The following is a 16,098-nucleotide window of genomic DNA, read 5'->3' on the forward strand; positions in this document are numbered from 1 at the left end:
TTTTGGCGCTTCAGCCAAATATTTATTACATTTACTCCTATGAGTATTTTAACAGAGAAATTTAAAACGCAGCACGACACGGCTCCGTTTTCACAGATAAAAAACGAAGATTATATTCCCGCATTTGATGAAGCTATTCAGAAGACAAAAGATGAAGTCGATGCTATCGTCAACAATCCCGAAACGGCAACTTTCGACAATACAATCGCTGCTATGTCCTACTCTGGACAGACACTAGATCGTTTGTCCAATATCTTTTTCAATCTCCATTCCGCTGAAACCAATGCTGATCTCGAAAAGATCGCACAGGATGTTGCCCCAAAACTATCTGCTTTAGGCAATGATATCACCTTAAATTTTGATCTTTTCAAAAGGGTTAAGGCTGTATACGATCAGAAGGACCAACTGACATTGACGGCAGAGCAAACCACCTTATTAGAAAAATCCTATAAGGATTTTGTACGCAACGGCGCACTTTTAAATGATGAACAGAAAGAAAAACTCCGCGAAATAGATGCCGAGCTATCACTTTTAAAATTGAAATTCGGGGAGAATGTCCTGGCCGAAACCAATGCCTATCAACTGTTGGTAACAGACGAAAAAGATCTTGCTGGACTTCCGGAGGATGCTGTAGAAGCTGCCCATGCTTTGGCTAAAGCCAACGAAAAAGAAGGCTGGCTTTTTACCCTGGATTTCCCGAGCTATCTTCCTTTTGTCACTTATGCCGACAATCGAGAACTTCGCAAAGAAATTACCCTCGCCGCAGGCCGCAAAGCTTTTCAGGACAACGAGCACAACAACGTGGAAAATGTCCTTAAAATTGTAAAACTTCGCTTCGAACGGGCTAAATTATTAGGCTACGCCACCCATGCAGACTTTGTCCTTGCCGAACGTATGGCACAAAATCCAAGCAAAGTCACCGAATTCCTAAACGACCTACTTGGAAAAGCGAAACCAGCAGCAGTGAAAGAGTTTGCAGAATTATCCCAATTTGCAAAAAACTTGAATGGCATAGACCAATTGGAAAAATGGGATGGTGCTTATTATGCCGAAAAGCTGAAACAAGAACGCTTTAATTTGGACGATGAAAAGCTCAAACCCTATTTCAAACTCGAAAATGTCTTACATGGTGCATTTGAAGTGGCTCATCGTTTGTTTGGCATCAACTTTAAAGAAGTCGATACAATAGATACCTACCACGAAGAAGTACAAACATTTGAAGTCAGTAAAGACAATGGTGAATTAGTAGCTATCTTCTATGCCGATTTCTTCCCGCGTAAAGGCAAGAGAAATGGGGCATGGATGACCTCTTTCAAACCACAGTACATTCAAGATGGTAAACAAGAACGTCCTCATGTCTCTATTGTTTGCAATTTTACGCGTCCTACAGCTTCAAAACCTTCGTTGTTGACCTTTCAGGAAGTGACAACATTATTTCACGAATTTGGACACGCCCTACATGGTATGCTCGCTGACAGCACTTACCCTACACTATCTGGAACATCTGTGTATTGGGATTTTGTCGAGTTACCGAGTCAGGTGATGGAAAACTGGTGCTATGAAAAAGAAGCCCTTGAGCTATTTGCCAAACACTATGAAACTGGCGAAGTGATCCCGATGGAACTAGTCGAAAAGATCCGCGAAAGCGCTTCCTTTCTTGAGGGGATGGCGACTATGCGCCAACTGAGCTTTGGGCTATTGGATATGGGCTGGCATGGACAGGATCCAACTTCTATCTCGGATCTGAAAGCATTCGAAGACGAACAGTTTGCCTCAACAAAACTCTATCCCGATGTCAAGGAAAATGCCATGAGTACAGCATTCTCCCATATTTTCAATGGTGGTTATTCTTCGGGCTATTACAGCTATAAATGGGCGGAAGTACTGGATGCAGATGCATTTGACTACTTTAAACAAAACGGTATTTTCAATAAGGAAATCGCAACCAAATTTAAGGATAATATACTTTCGAGAGGCGGCACAGAACATCCAATGGTTCTTTACAAACGGTTCCGCGGACAAGAACCTTCGGTAGAACCTTTATTGAAAAGAGCTGGGTTGATCAAATAATTGGATTGATAAAATCATTAAAAAGCTGGATATAATATTCAGCTTTTTAATTGAAAACATAAGTCAATCCAGAACTTCCTTGCCTATCAAAGTCCCTGCAAAAAATAAGCGATCACTCTGCCAATCAAACAAGGTTCGATTCTTAAGCAATTTTATTAACGTATCAATTGTTTTCCATTCAGAACCAAGGTATTAAACAAGAATCGCGCATATCTTGCCGATTAAGCAAAAAAATAGTACCTTTGTAAGACATAATTGGGGTTGACCGGAATTGACAGGATGGAGACGGTTATGTAAGCATGTAGTGCGTTGTTAGTAGAGCACTTTAATCTGAACTTTCAGAATTATAACTGGCGAAGAAAACTACGCCTTAGCTGCTTAAGTTAGACTTAACATAGCTATTTGTCCCGTTAGATCCTGTTCTTTGGTTTAACATTCGGGGCATCGAACAATAGAACTGGCAAGTGTGATGTTGCTAAGCACTTGTGAGAAACAGCAACTACGGCGTACGGTATAGGTAAGCGACTCACCTTCCCTCGCCCGACAATTAAAGAGAAGCTAAACATGTAGAAAGCGTATACAGTACCATGACTGGACGAGAGTTCGAATCTCTCCAGCTCCACTTGACGGGATAATTGAAAAATTATCCCGTTTTTTTGTATAATTTAAATAACCCATTTCTCTCATTTTCAATACATTATGAATAAATAGCTCCATAATATATGGAGTTCGATAGATACCATTTTCATAGTATAAATAATCGTCGAACACCATTTTAATGAGTTCTTGCTTTTCTATTGTGGTAGCTTCTGTATAGACGTAATTTAGGTCTGAAAGATAAAATAATTGATCTCGTAACAATGAAAATGTCCTATCTCCATTATGTCTTAGCTTTTCAATTTGTTCTTTAAGAGATTCTTTTTTAGTAGTCAACTCATTATGCCATCTTTCATATGTATCATGTTGAATCCGATTTGTAATCCATTTTTCTTCGATTGACATAAGCTTTTCGCCTGCTTGCTCGTATTCGATTTGGTGCTGTTTTAATAATGTCTTATGTTCTTTTAAAGTTATCTCCATCTCAACCTCACTCTTCTGCTTTATACTGGATATTAATTTTTCAGGAAGACTCATTAATTCTAAAGCACCAGATAATTGTTTGTGAGCTTTTTCAGAATTTATATTATTATGGGCACTAGCAATACTACATTTATAGTAATAATAATATTTTCCCATTTTCCCTCTACTAGCAGCACCCGTTAATAGTTTTCCGCAGTGGCAGCGTAAAACTCCACGAAGTTGAATCTTGTCGTCATAAATTTTCCGTTCTTTACTACCTCTTTTTATTTTTTCATTTACTAACTTCCAAGTCGTTGGATCAACAATAGGTTCATGATTTTTTAGTGGGTATAAACCACCTGGATTATGTTTCCACGCTTTGACATGTTGGAATCCATAATACAAAGGATTTGTTAGAATTCGTTCCACGGCTGTAGTTGCCGTACGTTTTAAACTCATTTCTATAGCCTTTTCCTTAATTTTGTATAAAGCAACTCCTGATATAAAAGCATCATAAATATATCTAACGACAATCGCTTCACTTTCATTAACTACTAGACGACGGTCCTCATTCTTACCTTCCTTTTTATAACCAAATGGAGCACGCCCGCCTTAGATCCAAAGTCCTTAAACTGCTTTAGCGGTATAGATTCCTGCATTTATGTCATTCTGTCTTTTAATGTTTTCAGAATTTCCCATTAAAAATTCAAGTCCACTTTCTATATGTCCGATTGCTATAGGTAATCTCTTTATCAATACTTCTTCTAAAAGTGATACTCGAAAACCCTATATTTCCAGTCAGAAGATGTTTCTTGCTATCGTAAGACAATTTCTTTTTTCCCAGAAAGTCACTAACATAATAGTATGAATTCTCTTCTTTGATAATTTTTAAGGAGGCTTCCTTTTCTACATCGCTTTTCCATTCACCGACAAAAAATTTGGGGTCGTAATAAGCTTCATACGCTTTCTTATATTCCACTGCTTTTTCTTTTGAAACCCTTGAAAAATTCGTTCCCTTACTCCCAATGCTCATTTTCATTTTATCAGCGTCTTCCATCAGGTTCATCAAAATGGTTACAGAGGCAAGACCGTTTGTTAGTTGGGCGCTCAGAGTATTATCCTCTTTATTGTATGTTGCAGGTACTTCTATATCCTAACTATTTAGATACAGTTTATCGCCCTTCTTCTTTATTTCAAGCACTTCTGAATGCTCTTTCTCATCTTCAATCCAATAACCGATATATTTATCCTCCCTGGACTGGGAACAAGAATTAAAGAAGTATAAAGCTACTGCCGCAAAAAGAAATGTTAAGGTTTTAATTCTTTTCATTTTGAAATGTAAAGGTTCAGTTCTTGCAGTAAGTATAGATCTTATTATATACTTTACCAAGTTTTCTCGACGAATGCCACACTGCCCCATACCAAAGTTACAATTTCCTCGACGAATTAAAGATTAGGAACGAAAATCAATCTAGGCACGGTAATCTAATGAAAACTCCAGTTTAGGATTTTCCAGATTGACCTTTCAACCTCAACAATACCTTCGTTATTGTTGAAATCTAACTTATAAATTATGCTGTTTTCACTTTTGGATTGCAATGTGTAAAAATGCAAACCTGATAAAAGAATAGAAATAAGTATTCTTAAGTTGGCTTTTTCACCACTGGACTTTTGGAAAAAAGGAAGTAAAACCCTATTCATGGAAATTAGATGTAGATTTAGGCTCCTATACAGATGAGGGATGGGAGTGGGAATATCGTGTGGTGAAGAAAAGTAGAAAAAAGAAAATTATTGAACGGAAATTTTATGATGATCTGTTGGACAAGGATATAATTATCGCAAAAAATAAAGATCATCGAGACTTTATCTTATCCATAGATATACAAGATATAAAGATTCATCATATTACTGCTGTGAAATTTGATACTAACCCACATGACATTTTTTTATATAAATAATTGATTACTTTCATTGTCAAAGATCATAATTATGGATAAATGCAATTATTGTAGTTTCAACTTTACAAATAAGGAAGATCTGAAACAACATTTGAACTCCGAACATTCGGACATTAGCTATAAAGAGCGTCATAAGTATTTTCAATCATTATTCACCTTCAATAAAGGAGCTAAGGCACATAAGAAACTGAATAAGACAAAAGGTTCTAATAACCTAAAAGTACACCAAAAATATTGATTCAAATTTGATAAGAAGTATTTGGGGAAACTACTACTTGAAAGATGCAAGTGTGATAATTGCAATATTATATATGACCAAATTTGGTTTTTCAAAAACACCAATATTGGAAAAGAAGTAAGAATCTGCAAGAAATGTGAGCTAGGAATTAATAAGCACAATCGAACCAAAGGTTTTATTAAAATAATTTATACTTCTTTCGAATCGAAGAGATAATGAATATAAAGGATTGCAACAGTCCTAAGTTTCCGGAATTGCTGTTCATATCGTGAACAAGGCAACACAGGAATGATTGTTATTGTGTCCCTTTGATTTTCAAAATTCGTATCAGCGCCATAAACGTTATAAATCCTCCCCTTACTATTTATGAAACAGGTCATTTCCACTGATACTTACGAGTCCCTTACCCATGTTTTCTGCTAATAGACCGGATCCTCAGAACTACCATCCAAATCATATTTAAAGATCTCGGTAATCGGAATATTATCAAAAGTACGGGTAACATCGAAAGACGGTTAACAAAAGCCTTTTCTTCCTTGAATAATAACTCCGCATAGAAAAAAGAATGGAAATAAATAAGATTAACAACAATGATCCGATTAAATACGGTTAGGGCATTTTCCATCTAAATTCAGAAAAAAGAAACGAATTCGAAAAGGTGAATGATTGACAATACTAACGGATTCAGGCAGCTAAAATATAGCATTAAACTTATTTCATCGAGCAAACCCCATACTTTATATAGGTCAAAATTGCGTTGGTCGAGAATATTTTAAATTTCAAAATCAACTTAATAATTTGTAGAAAATCGATAAGTAGCCTGATATAACACAGGATATTAAACAATTTTTTAAACCTTAATTTTTCATAGTATGAAGAACGAAAAATTGAAAGATCTGTTCCAAAAAAACAAGGAACAGAAAGTGGAAATGACTAAGCCTGTTGATCAGGAAGTCGAGTTTGTTTCCGATGATTTAGCAGAAAAAATCACCGGAGGTACAACAAACAGTGGTTGTAGCTGCCCTAACTCAGGTTGTAGCTGCTAATAATCAATTTAGGGCCAATGCTGGCCTAACCAGGGATGGACGCTTTTGTCCATCCCTTAATATTCTAAAATTATGGAAAAACTAAAAGTTTCAAAATATATCGCAATAACGGATTATATTAATGAATATAATCGTTTAATATATAGCTTTATTACTGAAAAAATGTTGCTAATTAACGACGAAGTCTATACAAAGCTAAAAGAGAACAATCTAGATTTCGGTGAGCAGACGGTTAATAAATTTATCGAAGCAGGAATTCTCGTAGATGCCAATTTAAATGAATTGGAAAACATAATAAGAGAAAACAAACGAGTCGTGACAAACAGGAATGTTTTTTCGTTTACTATTTTCCCTTCTTCGAATTGTCAGCTTGGATGTCATTATTGCGGGCAAGTGCATAGTCCAGGAAAAGTAGACAAAAACGTATACGCAGATATTTTGGCGCATATCGAGAAGGGTGTCGCGCAACCTGAAAAAAATCATTTATCGATTGGTTGGTTCGGAGGAGAACCGCTTCTTGGGATGAGTGTTATCGAAGAGCTATCTCCTGATTTGAGAAGAATTGCTGAAAGAAATGGCTGTAGCTATTCTGCCAGAATTACTACGAATGGGCTCCTTTTTAATAGGGTATATCTTGGAAAGCTTATAGAACACGATGTCAGGGACATTACTATTTCACTTGATGGAACCGCCAAATCCCATGATCTGAGAAGACCCACAAAGGGAGATGGTCCTTCTTTTGATACCATTATGAAGAATTTAGCAGATGTACTTCATTATTATGACATTGAAAAAGAACAAATAGATATTCAATTGAGGATCAATGTAGACAGATATAATCAAGATGATGTATTTCCTTTATTAGATCTATTAGCTGAACGCCAATTCCAAAATAAAATTAAACGATTTGACATCGCTCCTATCCACGCTTGGGGAAATGATGCGCATTTAAGAAGCAATACCATTCAAGAATTTGCTGATTTTAAAATTGATTGTTACATTAAATTGATGGAGTTAGGGTTCATGACTAATGTTCCCTTACCGGGACGTGTAAAAGTCATCTGTCAGGCTGTTACCGATGATGCCCTTTATATGCAAACCGATGGTTACTTATACGATTGTAGTGAGTTGCCACTGGTACCAGCTGATGCAGCAGCTAAGAAACTCGGGCACATTAAAGCTGTAGATTTACTACAGGTTGAGGATCGGAATTACTCAAGTTGGAATGATGAAATATTGGATGGAAAATTTCCATGTACTGATTGCAGGATTTTACCGATTTGCGGAGGAGGCTGTCCTAAATCATGGAAAGATGGCCATATCCCCTGCCCAGATTATAAATATAACATTGAGGACATGTTAGCGCTTGCTTATCTAAGCCATTCAAATAGTGAGTTGTTTCAAAATGCATCGGTTTAATATCATATAAAATATGGTAAAACAGCATTATAGAATAGCTTTGTTTTGCGCCTTCTTCGGGGAGTTCCCTTGGTATTTCCCATACTTTTCTAAATCTTGCGAATTCAACCCAGATGTGCATTTCTATATTGTATCCGACTCCACTCCGGAAATAGTTCTTCCAAACAATATTACTATAATCCCATCGAGTTTTAGTGAATTTAAGATTAAAGTTCAGGAGCGGCTGGGATTTAAAATACAAATTGACAGACCATATAAACTTTGTGATTTTAAACCATGCTATGGAGTTATATTTAGCGACATAATTGAGGAAGGTAATTATGATTTCTGGGGACATTGTGATATTGATGTCGTATTTGGTAGAATAAGAAAATTTATCAACGATGATTTATTGGCCAATTATGATATAATTTCAGTTAGGCATGAGTATACTTCTGGATTTTTTATGCTGTATCGAAATGAGCTACATATAAATACGCTCTTTAGAAAAAGTAAAGATTATATCCATGTATTAGGGTCCCCTAAAAGCTATTGTTTTGATGAATGTTCGTACCATCACAGAGCATTAATTGCTGGTAGATCGATAGAAAGCATTCAAAATCATATTGATGCTATGACATTCGTGATCAAGAGAGAGGAAAAAAAAGGTACGTTAAGAGCTTGCTTTGAACTATTTGCTTTAGAAGGTACGCCCGGAAGCGTTGTTTGGGCGAATGGGAGTCTCTGTGTAGAAAATCAAATCGAGGCACTTTTATACCATATTATGCAAATAAAGGGAAGGCCGACATTTAATGGCCTTACACCTGCCAAGATTCCTGATATTTTTGAATTCACTCCTCATTTAGTGCGTTTTCCAAAGGAAAGATTTGGTTTACAAACAGAATTACCAACACTTAATACGGCAATTTATTTAAAGGAACCCTTAGTTCAAATAATATTTGGCGCATACCAAAAGGGCTTATCAGGAAAATTTCGTGCTTGCGGCGCTTTTGCTTAATTTTCCCAACGCTTTCTTGACTATAAATTTAGGATATGAAATACCCATATTACATACAACACGACCAAATGGATTGCGGTCCTACCTGTTTAAGGATCGTGGCAAAGTATTATGGAAAAAAATACACTTTGGAATATCTAAGGGAATTGGCCTTTCTTAATCGTAATGGAGTAAGCTTATTAAATCTCAAGAATGCTGCAGTAACAATCGGATTTTCCAGTGATATGCTGTTTAGTGACATCAACAATTTGATATACAATTTCAGCAAACCTTGTATCTTACATTGGAATACAAACCATTTTGTTGTATTGTTTGATATAAAATACAGGAATGATCTTAACCGAGTGAAATTCATAATTGCCGATCCTAGACATGGCATTGTGCATGTAGATATAAAGACTTTCTTAAGTTCCTGGATTTCTGTAAAAGAAGGTCGAGGCACAATATTACAGCTTCGACCTACTGAATCATTTTATCGTCAGGATAAAGAAAAAAAGAACCTTACCAATAGCTATCAATTCCTAATTGCCTATTTGAGACCACACAGAAAGCTTTTAAGCTATTTAATATTGATATTATTGACGGGAAGCATATTAAGCCTAATAATCCCTTTCTTGACTCAGATACTGGTGGATCTGGGAATTGGCGAACTGAATATAAATATTGTCTATTTGGTACTTTGCTCTCAATTGTTTTTATTCATTGGAGGGACAGTAATTGATATTTTTCGTAACTGGTTAATGTTATTTATTAATACCCGGATAAGCCTTACCATAATTTCTGATTTCCTTAGGAAATTATTTGATTTGCCGATTCGCTTTTTTGATTCGAAAAGCGTCGGTGATATTACCCAGAGAATAAACGATCACACTAGAGTAGAGCAATTTCTGACTGGCACTGCCCTAACAACCCTTATCTCTCTTATTAATGTTGGTGTCTTTATTGTTGTTTTAGGGTTATATGATTTTAAGATTTTTGCGGTCTTTACCGTCTTGACAGCGCTGGCTATCTGCTGGATTTTCTTTTATCAAAAACGGCGAAAAGAAATAGATTACAAACGGTTTAATGCAAATCGGGAAAACCATAATAAACTATATGAAATTATTATTGGAATGCCCGAGATTAAACTTTACGCTGGAGAAGACAGTAAGAGGGAAAGTTGGGAGAAGTTACAAATCAAACTTTTTGATTTAAATATCAAAAGCCTCTCCTTGGAGCAGCTTCAAAAGACAGGGTTTCTTTTTCTTTTGCAACTAAAAAACATCTTTATCTCTTATATTGCTGCGAGGGAGGTAATCGCCGGAAATTTTTCATTGGGCACCATGTTAAGTATTTCGTTTATCATTGGGCAGACGAACAGTCCACTTGAACAACTTATTTCGTTTTTTAGGCATTCTCAGGACGCTAGGTTAAGTCTAGACAGAATGAAAGAGATCCATAATAAAGAAAATGAAGAACGTCGGAATGGCTATCAAGAACTGTCTTTGTCTGAAATTAGCTCCTTCATCAGGTTTAAGGAGGTTTCCTTCCAATACGGGGGGCCTAAGTCCCCTTTCGTTCTTGAAAATATTAACCTAGAAATTCCAATTGGAAAAGTTACGGCTATTGTTGGCTCGTCAGGAAGTGGAAAAACCACGTTAATGAAACTATTATTGAAGTTTTATGATTGCACAAAGGGGTCAATATCGTTAGATGGAATCAATCTAGATGCTTTATCTCCCAAATGGTGGCGAGATAAATGCGGAACAGTAATGCAGGATGGTCATATTTTTTCGGATACTATTCTTAAGAACATTGCTATTGACGGCAAGGAAATTGATGAGCAGAGAATACAAGAAGCATTATATATATCGAATCTCACGGAGTTTGTCGAAAGTCTTCCTAATGGACTAGAAACCAGAATAGGTGCCGATGGCAACGGACTGAGCGGGGGCCAAAGGCAGCGACTATTCATCGCAAGGGCTGTTTATAAAAATCCATCACTACTCCTATTCGATGAAGCTACGAGCGCATTGGATGCCAATAATGAAAAAGTTATTATGGAACGGCTAAACGGATTTTTTCAAGGACGAACGGTTATCGTTATTGCTCATAGACTGAGCACTGTTAGGAACGCTGATAATACGATTGTCCTTCGTAACGGTGAAGTAGTGGAGGCGGGGTCTCATACTTCCCTATTGGAAAAGAAAGGCTTCTATTATGAATTAGTTAAAAACCAATTGGAGCTTGAAGAAAATGAAAACCACATTTAAAAAACGGAGTTATGGCCCATTATGATCAAAATATTTTCGGGCGGCTCGACAAGCCGCCAAGAAATACAATTAGGTATGGATCTTTTTCAATAATTGCATTACTGATTGGATTAACTTATCTCTTATTTGGCGTTCAACTCACAATTAAAAAACCTGTTGACACAAATCCAAGAACAATTCGGTTAGACAAAATAGATCAGGTTCTGTTGTTATCGAAGATACATACAGAAGATACTTCGTTTTTGAAAACGGGAAATAAGCTAGAAATCCATTTCGGGAATAAAAACATTTATGAAAGCGTGGTCGGTATTATGAAAAAGGAAAGCCATGATCAAAGCAATTTCTCCGACGTACAAATTGCTCTGGAAGGGGAAGTTATGGCAATTCCCCTTTCGAATAACCTTAAATATAGAGAGGTAAAAACTAACATTTTTCAATATTTGATTGAAAACCTACAGAACTAAAGTATGAAGGCTACTGAGAAAGATTATTTTTTGATTAGTGATTTAAATAGAAGTATGACATCCATGATTTTAACTTCATTTCGTCTAATAGGCAAACTCCTCACTGAGCGGGTTATCATCGTCATTTTTCTGGGATCTTTTTCCCAGAATCTTATTGCAAAGGAATCGAACATAACCTCATCTTCAAGTATGGTCTTCACGTCAATGTACGTTCAAGATACAGCAAAAGTGAATGGTGTTTTAGTAAATCAAGCCGGAACTCCCGTAGTTTCCGCTACAGTGTTCCTTTTTTCCAACAATGGATCATTATTGTCAGTTACATCCACCGATACATCGGGAGTTTACCGATTTAACCATATCGCTGAACAGAATATGTCCGTTACCTTTAGACATATCAATTTCGAAGATCAAAAAATAATTTTCAACAGAGATATTCTGAAGAACTTACCCCTTGTTACATTTCTCAAAGACCGCAATTCGGTCTCTATTAATGAAGTAGAAGTGATCGGACGAAGAAAATCTGGGATCGTAAAAACAACGGAAGGGTTTTCCTTTCGAATTGATGAGGCTATGTCGCATCTTACCATTTGGGAGGTTATGAAACAAGCCCCCTTAATAGATGCCAGAGACGATGGGACTTTAAATGTCCTGGGAAAGAGCGGTGTTCAGGTCTACATCAATAGTCGGAAAACAAACTTGGGCGGTAATGACCTTTTGGAGATGCTAAAGAATATGTCTTCCGAGAATCTTAGGGATATAGAAATTATCACTAGCCCATCAAGTAAGTATGAGGCTCAGGGAAATGCTGGTATTATCAATATTATACTCAAAAAGCAACAAAATGAAGGCATTCAGGGTTCTGCGAACCTGAGCAGTGAATTCGCCCACTATAGTACCTTTAGAGGAAATGTTAATCTTAATCATGCAAAAGGCAAAGTTGCTTCTCAGCTAAACCTCAGGGGAGCGGGTACACATAACAGGCTAACGGAAAGCTTTGATTATATATTCCCAACCATCGACCTATGGAATAAATCTTTTTTAGACAGAAATGAAGAAAGCAATCCATTTGGGGCAACGATGTTGAATGATATTTCCCTGACTGAAAAGAACACCTTACTGATACAGACAAATGCCAGTTATTCTTCCAATGAACTTGACTGGCTTACTACAAATAATTTTAGGTCTATCGAGACAAATGTCGAACAATCCCATATCCGTACTCAGACACTACAGAAAACATCAAATAGTTTTTTCAATGTCGATGTTAATGACCGGTTGGAATTGGATACAATGGGCAGCCAGCTATCCATCGGGGGCAGTTTTTTTACACAAGAGAGCCATGCAAAAGCGCCATATACTGTTTTAGATGACAATGAAGAGTATTTCTTTCAAACATCTTCAAAACAACGGGTACGAAATTTTTCCGGACAGGTTGCTTTACATAAATACCTGAACCCAAGTTTAAGCTTGGATGTCGGCATTATGTCAAATTTCAACAGAAACACAAGTAATAACCAGTTTTCAGATTTATTGGACGGTAAACTTGTGAATGATCCCAGTAAGGAGAATGATTATAGTTACAAAGAACATATTTATGCGTTGTACTCTTCGGTAAACTGGAAAATATCCGAGAAACTAAATTCGACGATGGGTTTCCGCCTTGAAAAAACAGATATAGATGGATTTGAAAAAAAATCTTCGCAAGAACTTGACATCAATTATCTCAACTTCTTTCCAAACGTATCCTTAACCTATAGTCTAAACAATGTGGACAAATTAGGCCTTACTGTAGGCAGCCGGATAAGTAGACCAGGTTTCTGGGAGCTGAACCCTACGCCCGTATTTTCAGCGCCAATGCTATATTACAAAGGTAATGCTTTTTTAATTCCTGCCCGATCCGTTAATTCAGAACTAAGTTATATCCTAAAACAGAAATTAACATTCCTAGCCAACTATAGCAGGGTAAGTGACGACTGGATGCAATTTCAGGTTACAAGACCAGGCTCTGATACGGTAATGTATGACCGTTTTAACTATGGACATAATGATATAGCCGGTTTGTCCGTAAATTACTACGACAGCTATTTTGAAGGACGTCTGAAAATAAATACCAACTTGGGCCTGAACTACAATATCTTTAGAGGAAACATACCGATCAGGAATGTTAACGAGCAAACTTGGATGAAACAGCTTAGGATTAGAACAGACTATAATATTGATAAGAAAGGTGATAAATCACTCTACCTATCTTATTTCTATTTTTCGCCTTTTGCGAGTGCCCAGGGTCTTCTTATGAGCAGGCAGGCATTTGAGATAGGGGGAATGATGAAAATAAAGAATTTCACCGTGCAAGTGAGCGGAAGGGACCTTTTCAATCAATCCATGTTCAGAACAGAAGTTGCTAACGGATCGGTATCAAGATCAAGCGGGACTATTGATGCCGCTGCTAGGCGGTTTGTGGTCACTTTGGGCTATAGTTTTGGCAACATGAAAACGAAGAAAGCGGAAAGTGTAGGTGGAGCTGCGAGCGAACAAAAAGGGCGTGTTCCAAATTAAATTATTATTTTCTTTGTCGACTTGATTTGAAATAGGATGAATTGTTGCAATAAGATAGCTTTACTGATTCCATATTATGGAGAATTTCCATGGTATTTCCATCTATTTTTAGGAACTTGTTCATACAATAAGGATGTAGATTTTAAGATCTTTACCGACACCATTATAAATTTTGATATTCCTAAAAATGTAAGCGTCATCAGAATTTCCTTTAAGGAACTCAAGGTGTTGATTCAAGACAAGCTTGATATGACGATCAGCATGGAACGCCCGTACAAGTTATGTGATTTCAGACCAGCTTTTGGAAAAATTTTCGAAGACTATCTGTTAAAATATGATTTTTGGGGGCATTGCGATATCGATGTTCTCTTTGGAAGGATCAGGGTTTTCCTTACAGATGAGCTACTAAATAAATACGATACCATTTCGGTTCGAAAAGAATTTACAACAGGCTTCTTTTCGCTATATCGAAATACTAAGCGAATTAATATGCTTTTTAAAGAGAGTACCGATTATCAGTATGTTTTTTCCTCTGAAAAAAACTTTTGTTTTGACGAATGTTCTACACACCATAAATCGTTAATTTCTGGAAAGCAGATTGAGCAAATTACATTTAACCTTGATGCAATAACATTTGTAATAGCCAGAAATCATAAGAAAGGAAATATAAATGCATATTATAATATGAATGCTATAGAATACAATTTTGAAAACCTAATCTGGTATGATGGTAAAATAATAGTAAATGGACGATTTGAAGCAATTTTATTCCATTTTATGTCGATTAAGGCTAATGAAAAAAATATTAGAAAATCTTTTACAATCGCTAATATTGAATCTATTGAAGTCGTAAATTCTGAGATTAAAGTCCAGAGCTGCCTAAGCAATGCTTCTTTGCTAAATACAAGTACCTTGATGTTAAACAATGATATTTTCTACAGACATTTCACTGCTTTAAACAATTTTGAGAAATATTCAAGTTTCAGGGTCGCGAAATTTTCAGCTTGCTAATTACTTTTAATGATAGTCTAGCTTTAGAGTCATATCCCGTTTATATCCTAAGAGTATTTCCAATATTTAAAGAGAGATAAAAGTCAGGGAAAACTTCAAGATACTTAGAACCCTATTTTGAAAAATAATCGGAATATTTTTTTAATTAAACCATGTCGCTAGAAACATTTACCATTCCGGTATATAAGGATATTTTTAAAGGTAGCAACGAAAGTTATGAAGAACTTGTTAAAGACCTCAATTCTGAAACGATAATAACTTTATGTTCAATGTTAAACGGAGAATTAACTTGTCCTGAACCAATAGCGGATATCCAAAAACGCTTAATATCCTTAATTTCTAAAAACTATACATTTGATCAAAAACAGCAATTAAATGATTCTTTCCATTATTTCAATAAAACAACTTCTGGAATATTTTGACCAATATATCTTAAAGCACTCATCAATTATAAAAGAAATAAAACCTTCATTTTTGGCATCTCAAGCTTTAAAAAGTATGACACAACCCGGAAACCAATCAGTTATCGATCCAATATTTATTGACCAAATAAACCAATTATATCAAACTTGGATAAAAAATACAGAATACGTATTTAATTATAAATAACATTGAACGGTGAAGCCATTGGTGTAAACGAAACTTCTCCTTTATTTATTTTTCAACAGGTTCAATGTCCCTGTAATATTAGTATCGACGAAACTTTGACGTGGATAATTTAGATCCATATGTCTACCGTGCAGAGCCGCGGTGTGGATAATTGCATCAAAACCACATGTAAATTCAATTGCTTCCTCAAGCTTTCGAACATCTAGCAAATGATCGGTCGTATCACTTTCCACGAGATCAATTCCCGTAACATCATGTCCTGACTGGCGTAGATTCTCTACAGTTGCACTTCCTAATTTTCCGGCAGATCCTGGTACTAATATGCGCATGTATCTATTTTTTTTTATACAAATAAACATAAAATTAGCCTACGTTGCTGCAACTACTTGATCTTCCGTCCGTATTATCCTTGGGATTTA

Annotated in this window: 12 protein-coding genes, 1 other RNA gene and 1 pseudogene; 10 read left to right on the plus strand and 4 right to left on the minus strand. The window is 36.2% G+C overall.

From position 1 onward, the window contains the following. The first annotated feature begins 39 nt into the window (after positions 1–39). Positions 40–2,070, plus strand: coding sequence for a M3 family metallopeptidase (locus VXM68_RS00690; protein ID WP_367210160.1), 2,031 nt, complete (start codon positions 40–42; stop codon positions 2,068–2,070). Between the two features lie 257 nt (positions 2,071–2,327). Then, positions 2,328–2,695, plus strand: a transfer-messenger RNA (tmRNA) gene (gene ssrA / locus VXM68_RS00695). 725 nt (positions 2,696–3,420) lie between these two features. Here the strand turns inward: ssrA and VXM68_RS00700 are convergent. The 3 genes and pseudogenes from VXM68_RS00700 to VXM68_RS00710 all read right to left on the minus strand — a co-directional run. Further along, positions 3,421–3,663 (minus strand): annotated as a pseudogene (locus tag VXM68_RS00700) (recombinase family protein); the annotation flags it as partial. 172 nt (positions 3,664–3,835) lie between these two features. Then, on the minus strand, positions 3,836–4,195 hold the full coding sequence (locus VXM68_RS00705; RefSeq protein ID WP_367210161.1) for a hypothetical protein: 360 nt from the start codon (positions 4,193–4,195) through the stop codon (positions 3,836–3,838). A gap of 87 nt (positions 4,196–4,282) precedes the next feature. Next, positions 4,283–4,459: a hypothetical protein gene (locus VXM68_RS00710; RefSeq protein ID WP_367210162.1), complete on the minus strand. Its 177-nt coding sequence runs from the start codon at positions 4,457–4,459 to the stop codon at positions 4,283–4,285. 1,738 nt (positions 4,460–6,197) lie between these two features. On the opposite strand from VXM68_RS00710, the gene VXM68_RS00715 reads away from it, so the two are divergent. The 8 genes from VXM68_RS00715 (at position 6,198) to VXM68_RS00750 (ending at position 15,492) form a co-directional block, all read left to right on the plus strand. Next, complete coding sequence (locus VXM68_RS00715; RefSeq protein WP_367210163.1) at positions 6,198–6,371, plus strand: hypothetical protein; 174 nt, start codon at positions 6,198–6,200, stop codon at positions 6,369–6,371. 72 nt (positions 6,372–6,443) lie between these two features. Next, positions 6,444–7,790, plus strand: coding sequence for a radical SAM protein (locus VXM68_RS00720; RefSeq protein ID WP_367210164.1), 1,347 nt, complete (start codon positions 6,444–6,446; stop codon positions 7,788–7,790). A gap of 13 nt (positions 7,791–7,803) precedes the next feature. Continuing rightward, positions 7,804–8,787, plus strand: coding sequence for a DUF6625 family protein (locus tag VXM68_RS00725; RefSeq protein WP_367210165.1), 984 nt, complete (start codon positions 7,804–7,806; stop codon positions 8,785–8,787). A 35-nt stretch (positions 8,788–8,822) separates the two neighbouring features. Further along, on the plus strand, positions 8,823–11,039 hold the full coding sequence (locus VXM68_RS00730) for a peptidase domain-containing ABC transporter (RefSeq protein ID WP_367210166.1): 2,217 nt from the start codon (positions 8,823–8,825) through the stop codon (positions 11,037–11,039). Positions 11,040–11,050: 11 nt separating this feature from the next. Beyond that, a complete protein-coding gene (locus VXM68_RS00735) occupies positions 11,051–11,503 on the plus strand; it encodes a hypothetical protein (protein ID WP_367210167.1) in 453 nt (150 codons plus the stop codon). A gap of 3 nt (positions 11,504–11,506) precedes the next feature. After that, entirely contained in the window at positions 11,507–14,059 is a 2,553-nt protein-coding gene (locus VXM68_RS00740) for a TonB-dependent receptor (protein WP_367210168.1), read from the plus strand. Positions 14,060–14,095: 36 nt separating this feature from the next. Next, a complete protein-coding gene (locus VXM68_RS00745) occupies positions 14,096–15,070 on the plus strand; it encodes a DUF6625 family protein (protein ID WP_367210169.1) in 975 nt (324 codons plus the stop codon). Between the two features lie 152 nt (positions 15,071–15,222). Continuing rightward, a complete protein-coding gene (locus tag VXM68_RS00750; protein WP_312363555.1) occupies positions 15,223–15,492 on the plus strand; it encodes a hypothetical protein in 270 nt (89 codons plus the stop codon). A 228-nt stretch (positions 15,493–15,720) separates the two neighbouring features. Here the strand turns inward: VXM68_RS00750 and VXM68_RS00755 are convergent, their stop codons facing one another. Next, positions 15,721–16,008: an NAD-dependent epimerase/dehydratase family protein gene (locus VXM68_RS00755; protein WP_367210170.1), complete on the minus strand. Its 288-nt coding sequence runs from the start codon at positions 16,006–16,008 to the stop codon at positions 15,721–15,723. Positions 16,009–16,098 lie beyond the last annotated feature (90 nt).

It is taken from the genome of Sphingobacterium sp. R2 (assembly GCF_040760075.1).
Taxonomy (GTDB): Bacteria; Bacteroidota; Bacteroidia; order Sphingobacteriales; family Sphingobacteriaceae; genus Sphingobacterium.

Coding starts and splice junctions, on each gene's coding strand:
- VXM68_RS00690 (WP_367210160.1), top strand. CDS start 40: ATGAGTATTTTAACAGAGAAATTTAAAACGCAGCACGACACGGCTCCG.
- VXM68_RS00705 (WP_367210161.1), bottom strand. CDS start 4,195: ATGAACCTGATGGAAGACGCTGATAAAATGAAAATGAGCATTGGGAGT.
- VXM68_RS00710 (WP_367210162.1), bottom strand. CDS start 4,459: ATGAAAAGAATTAAAACCTTAACATTTCTTTTTGCGGCAGTAGCTTTA.
- VXM68_RS00715 (WP_367210163.1), top strand. CDS start 6,198: ATGAAGAACGAAAAATTGAAAGATCTGTTCCAAAAAAACAAGGAACAG.
- VXM68_RS00720 (WP_367210164.1), top strand. CDS start 6,444: ATGGAAAAACTAAAAGTTTCAAAATATATCGCAATAACGGATTATATT.
- VXM68_RS00725 (WP_367210165.1), top strand. CDS start 7,804: ATGGTAAAACAGCATTATAGAATAGCTTTGTTTTGCGCCTTCTTCGGG.
- VXM68_RS00730 (WP_367210166.1), top strand. CDS start 8,823: ATGAAATACCCATATTACATACAACACGACCAAATGGATTGCGGTCCT.
- VXM68_RS00735 (WP_367210167.1), top strand. CDS start 11,051: ATGGCCCATTATGATCAAAATATTTTCGGGCGGCTCGACAAGCCGCCA.
- VXM68_RS00740 (WP_367210168.1), top strand. CDS start 11,507: ATGAAGGCTACTGAGAAAGATTATTTTTTGATTAGTGATTTAAATAGA.
- VXM68_RS00745 (WP_367210169.1), top strand. CDS start 14,096: ATGAATTGTTGCAATAAGATAGCTTTACTGATTCCATATTATGGAGAA.
- VXM68_RS00750 (WP_312363555.1), top strand. CDS start 15,223: ATGTCGCTAGAAACATTTACCATTCCGGTATATAAGGATATTTTTAAA.
- VXM68_RS00755 (WP_367210170.1), bottom strand. CDS start 16,008: ATGCGCATATTAGTACCAGGATCTGCCGGAAAATTAGGAAGTGCAACT.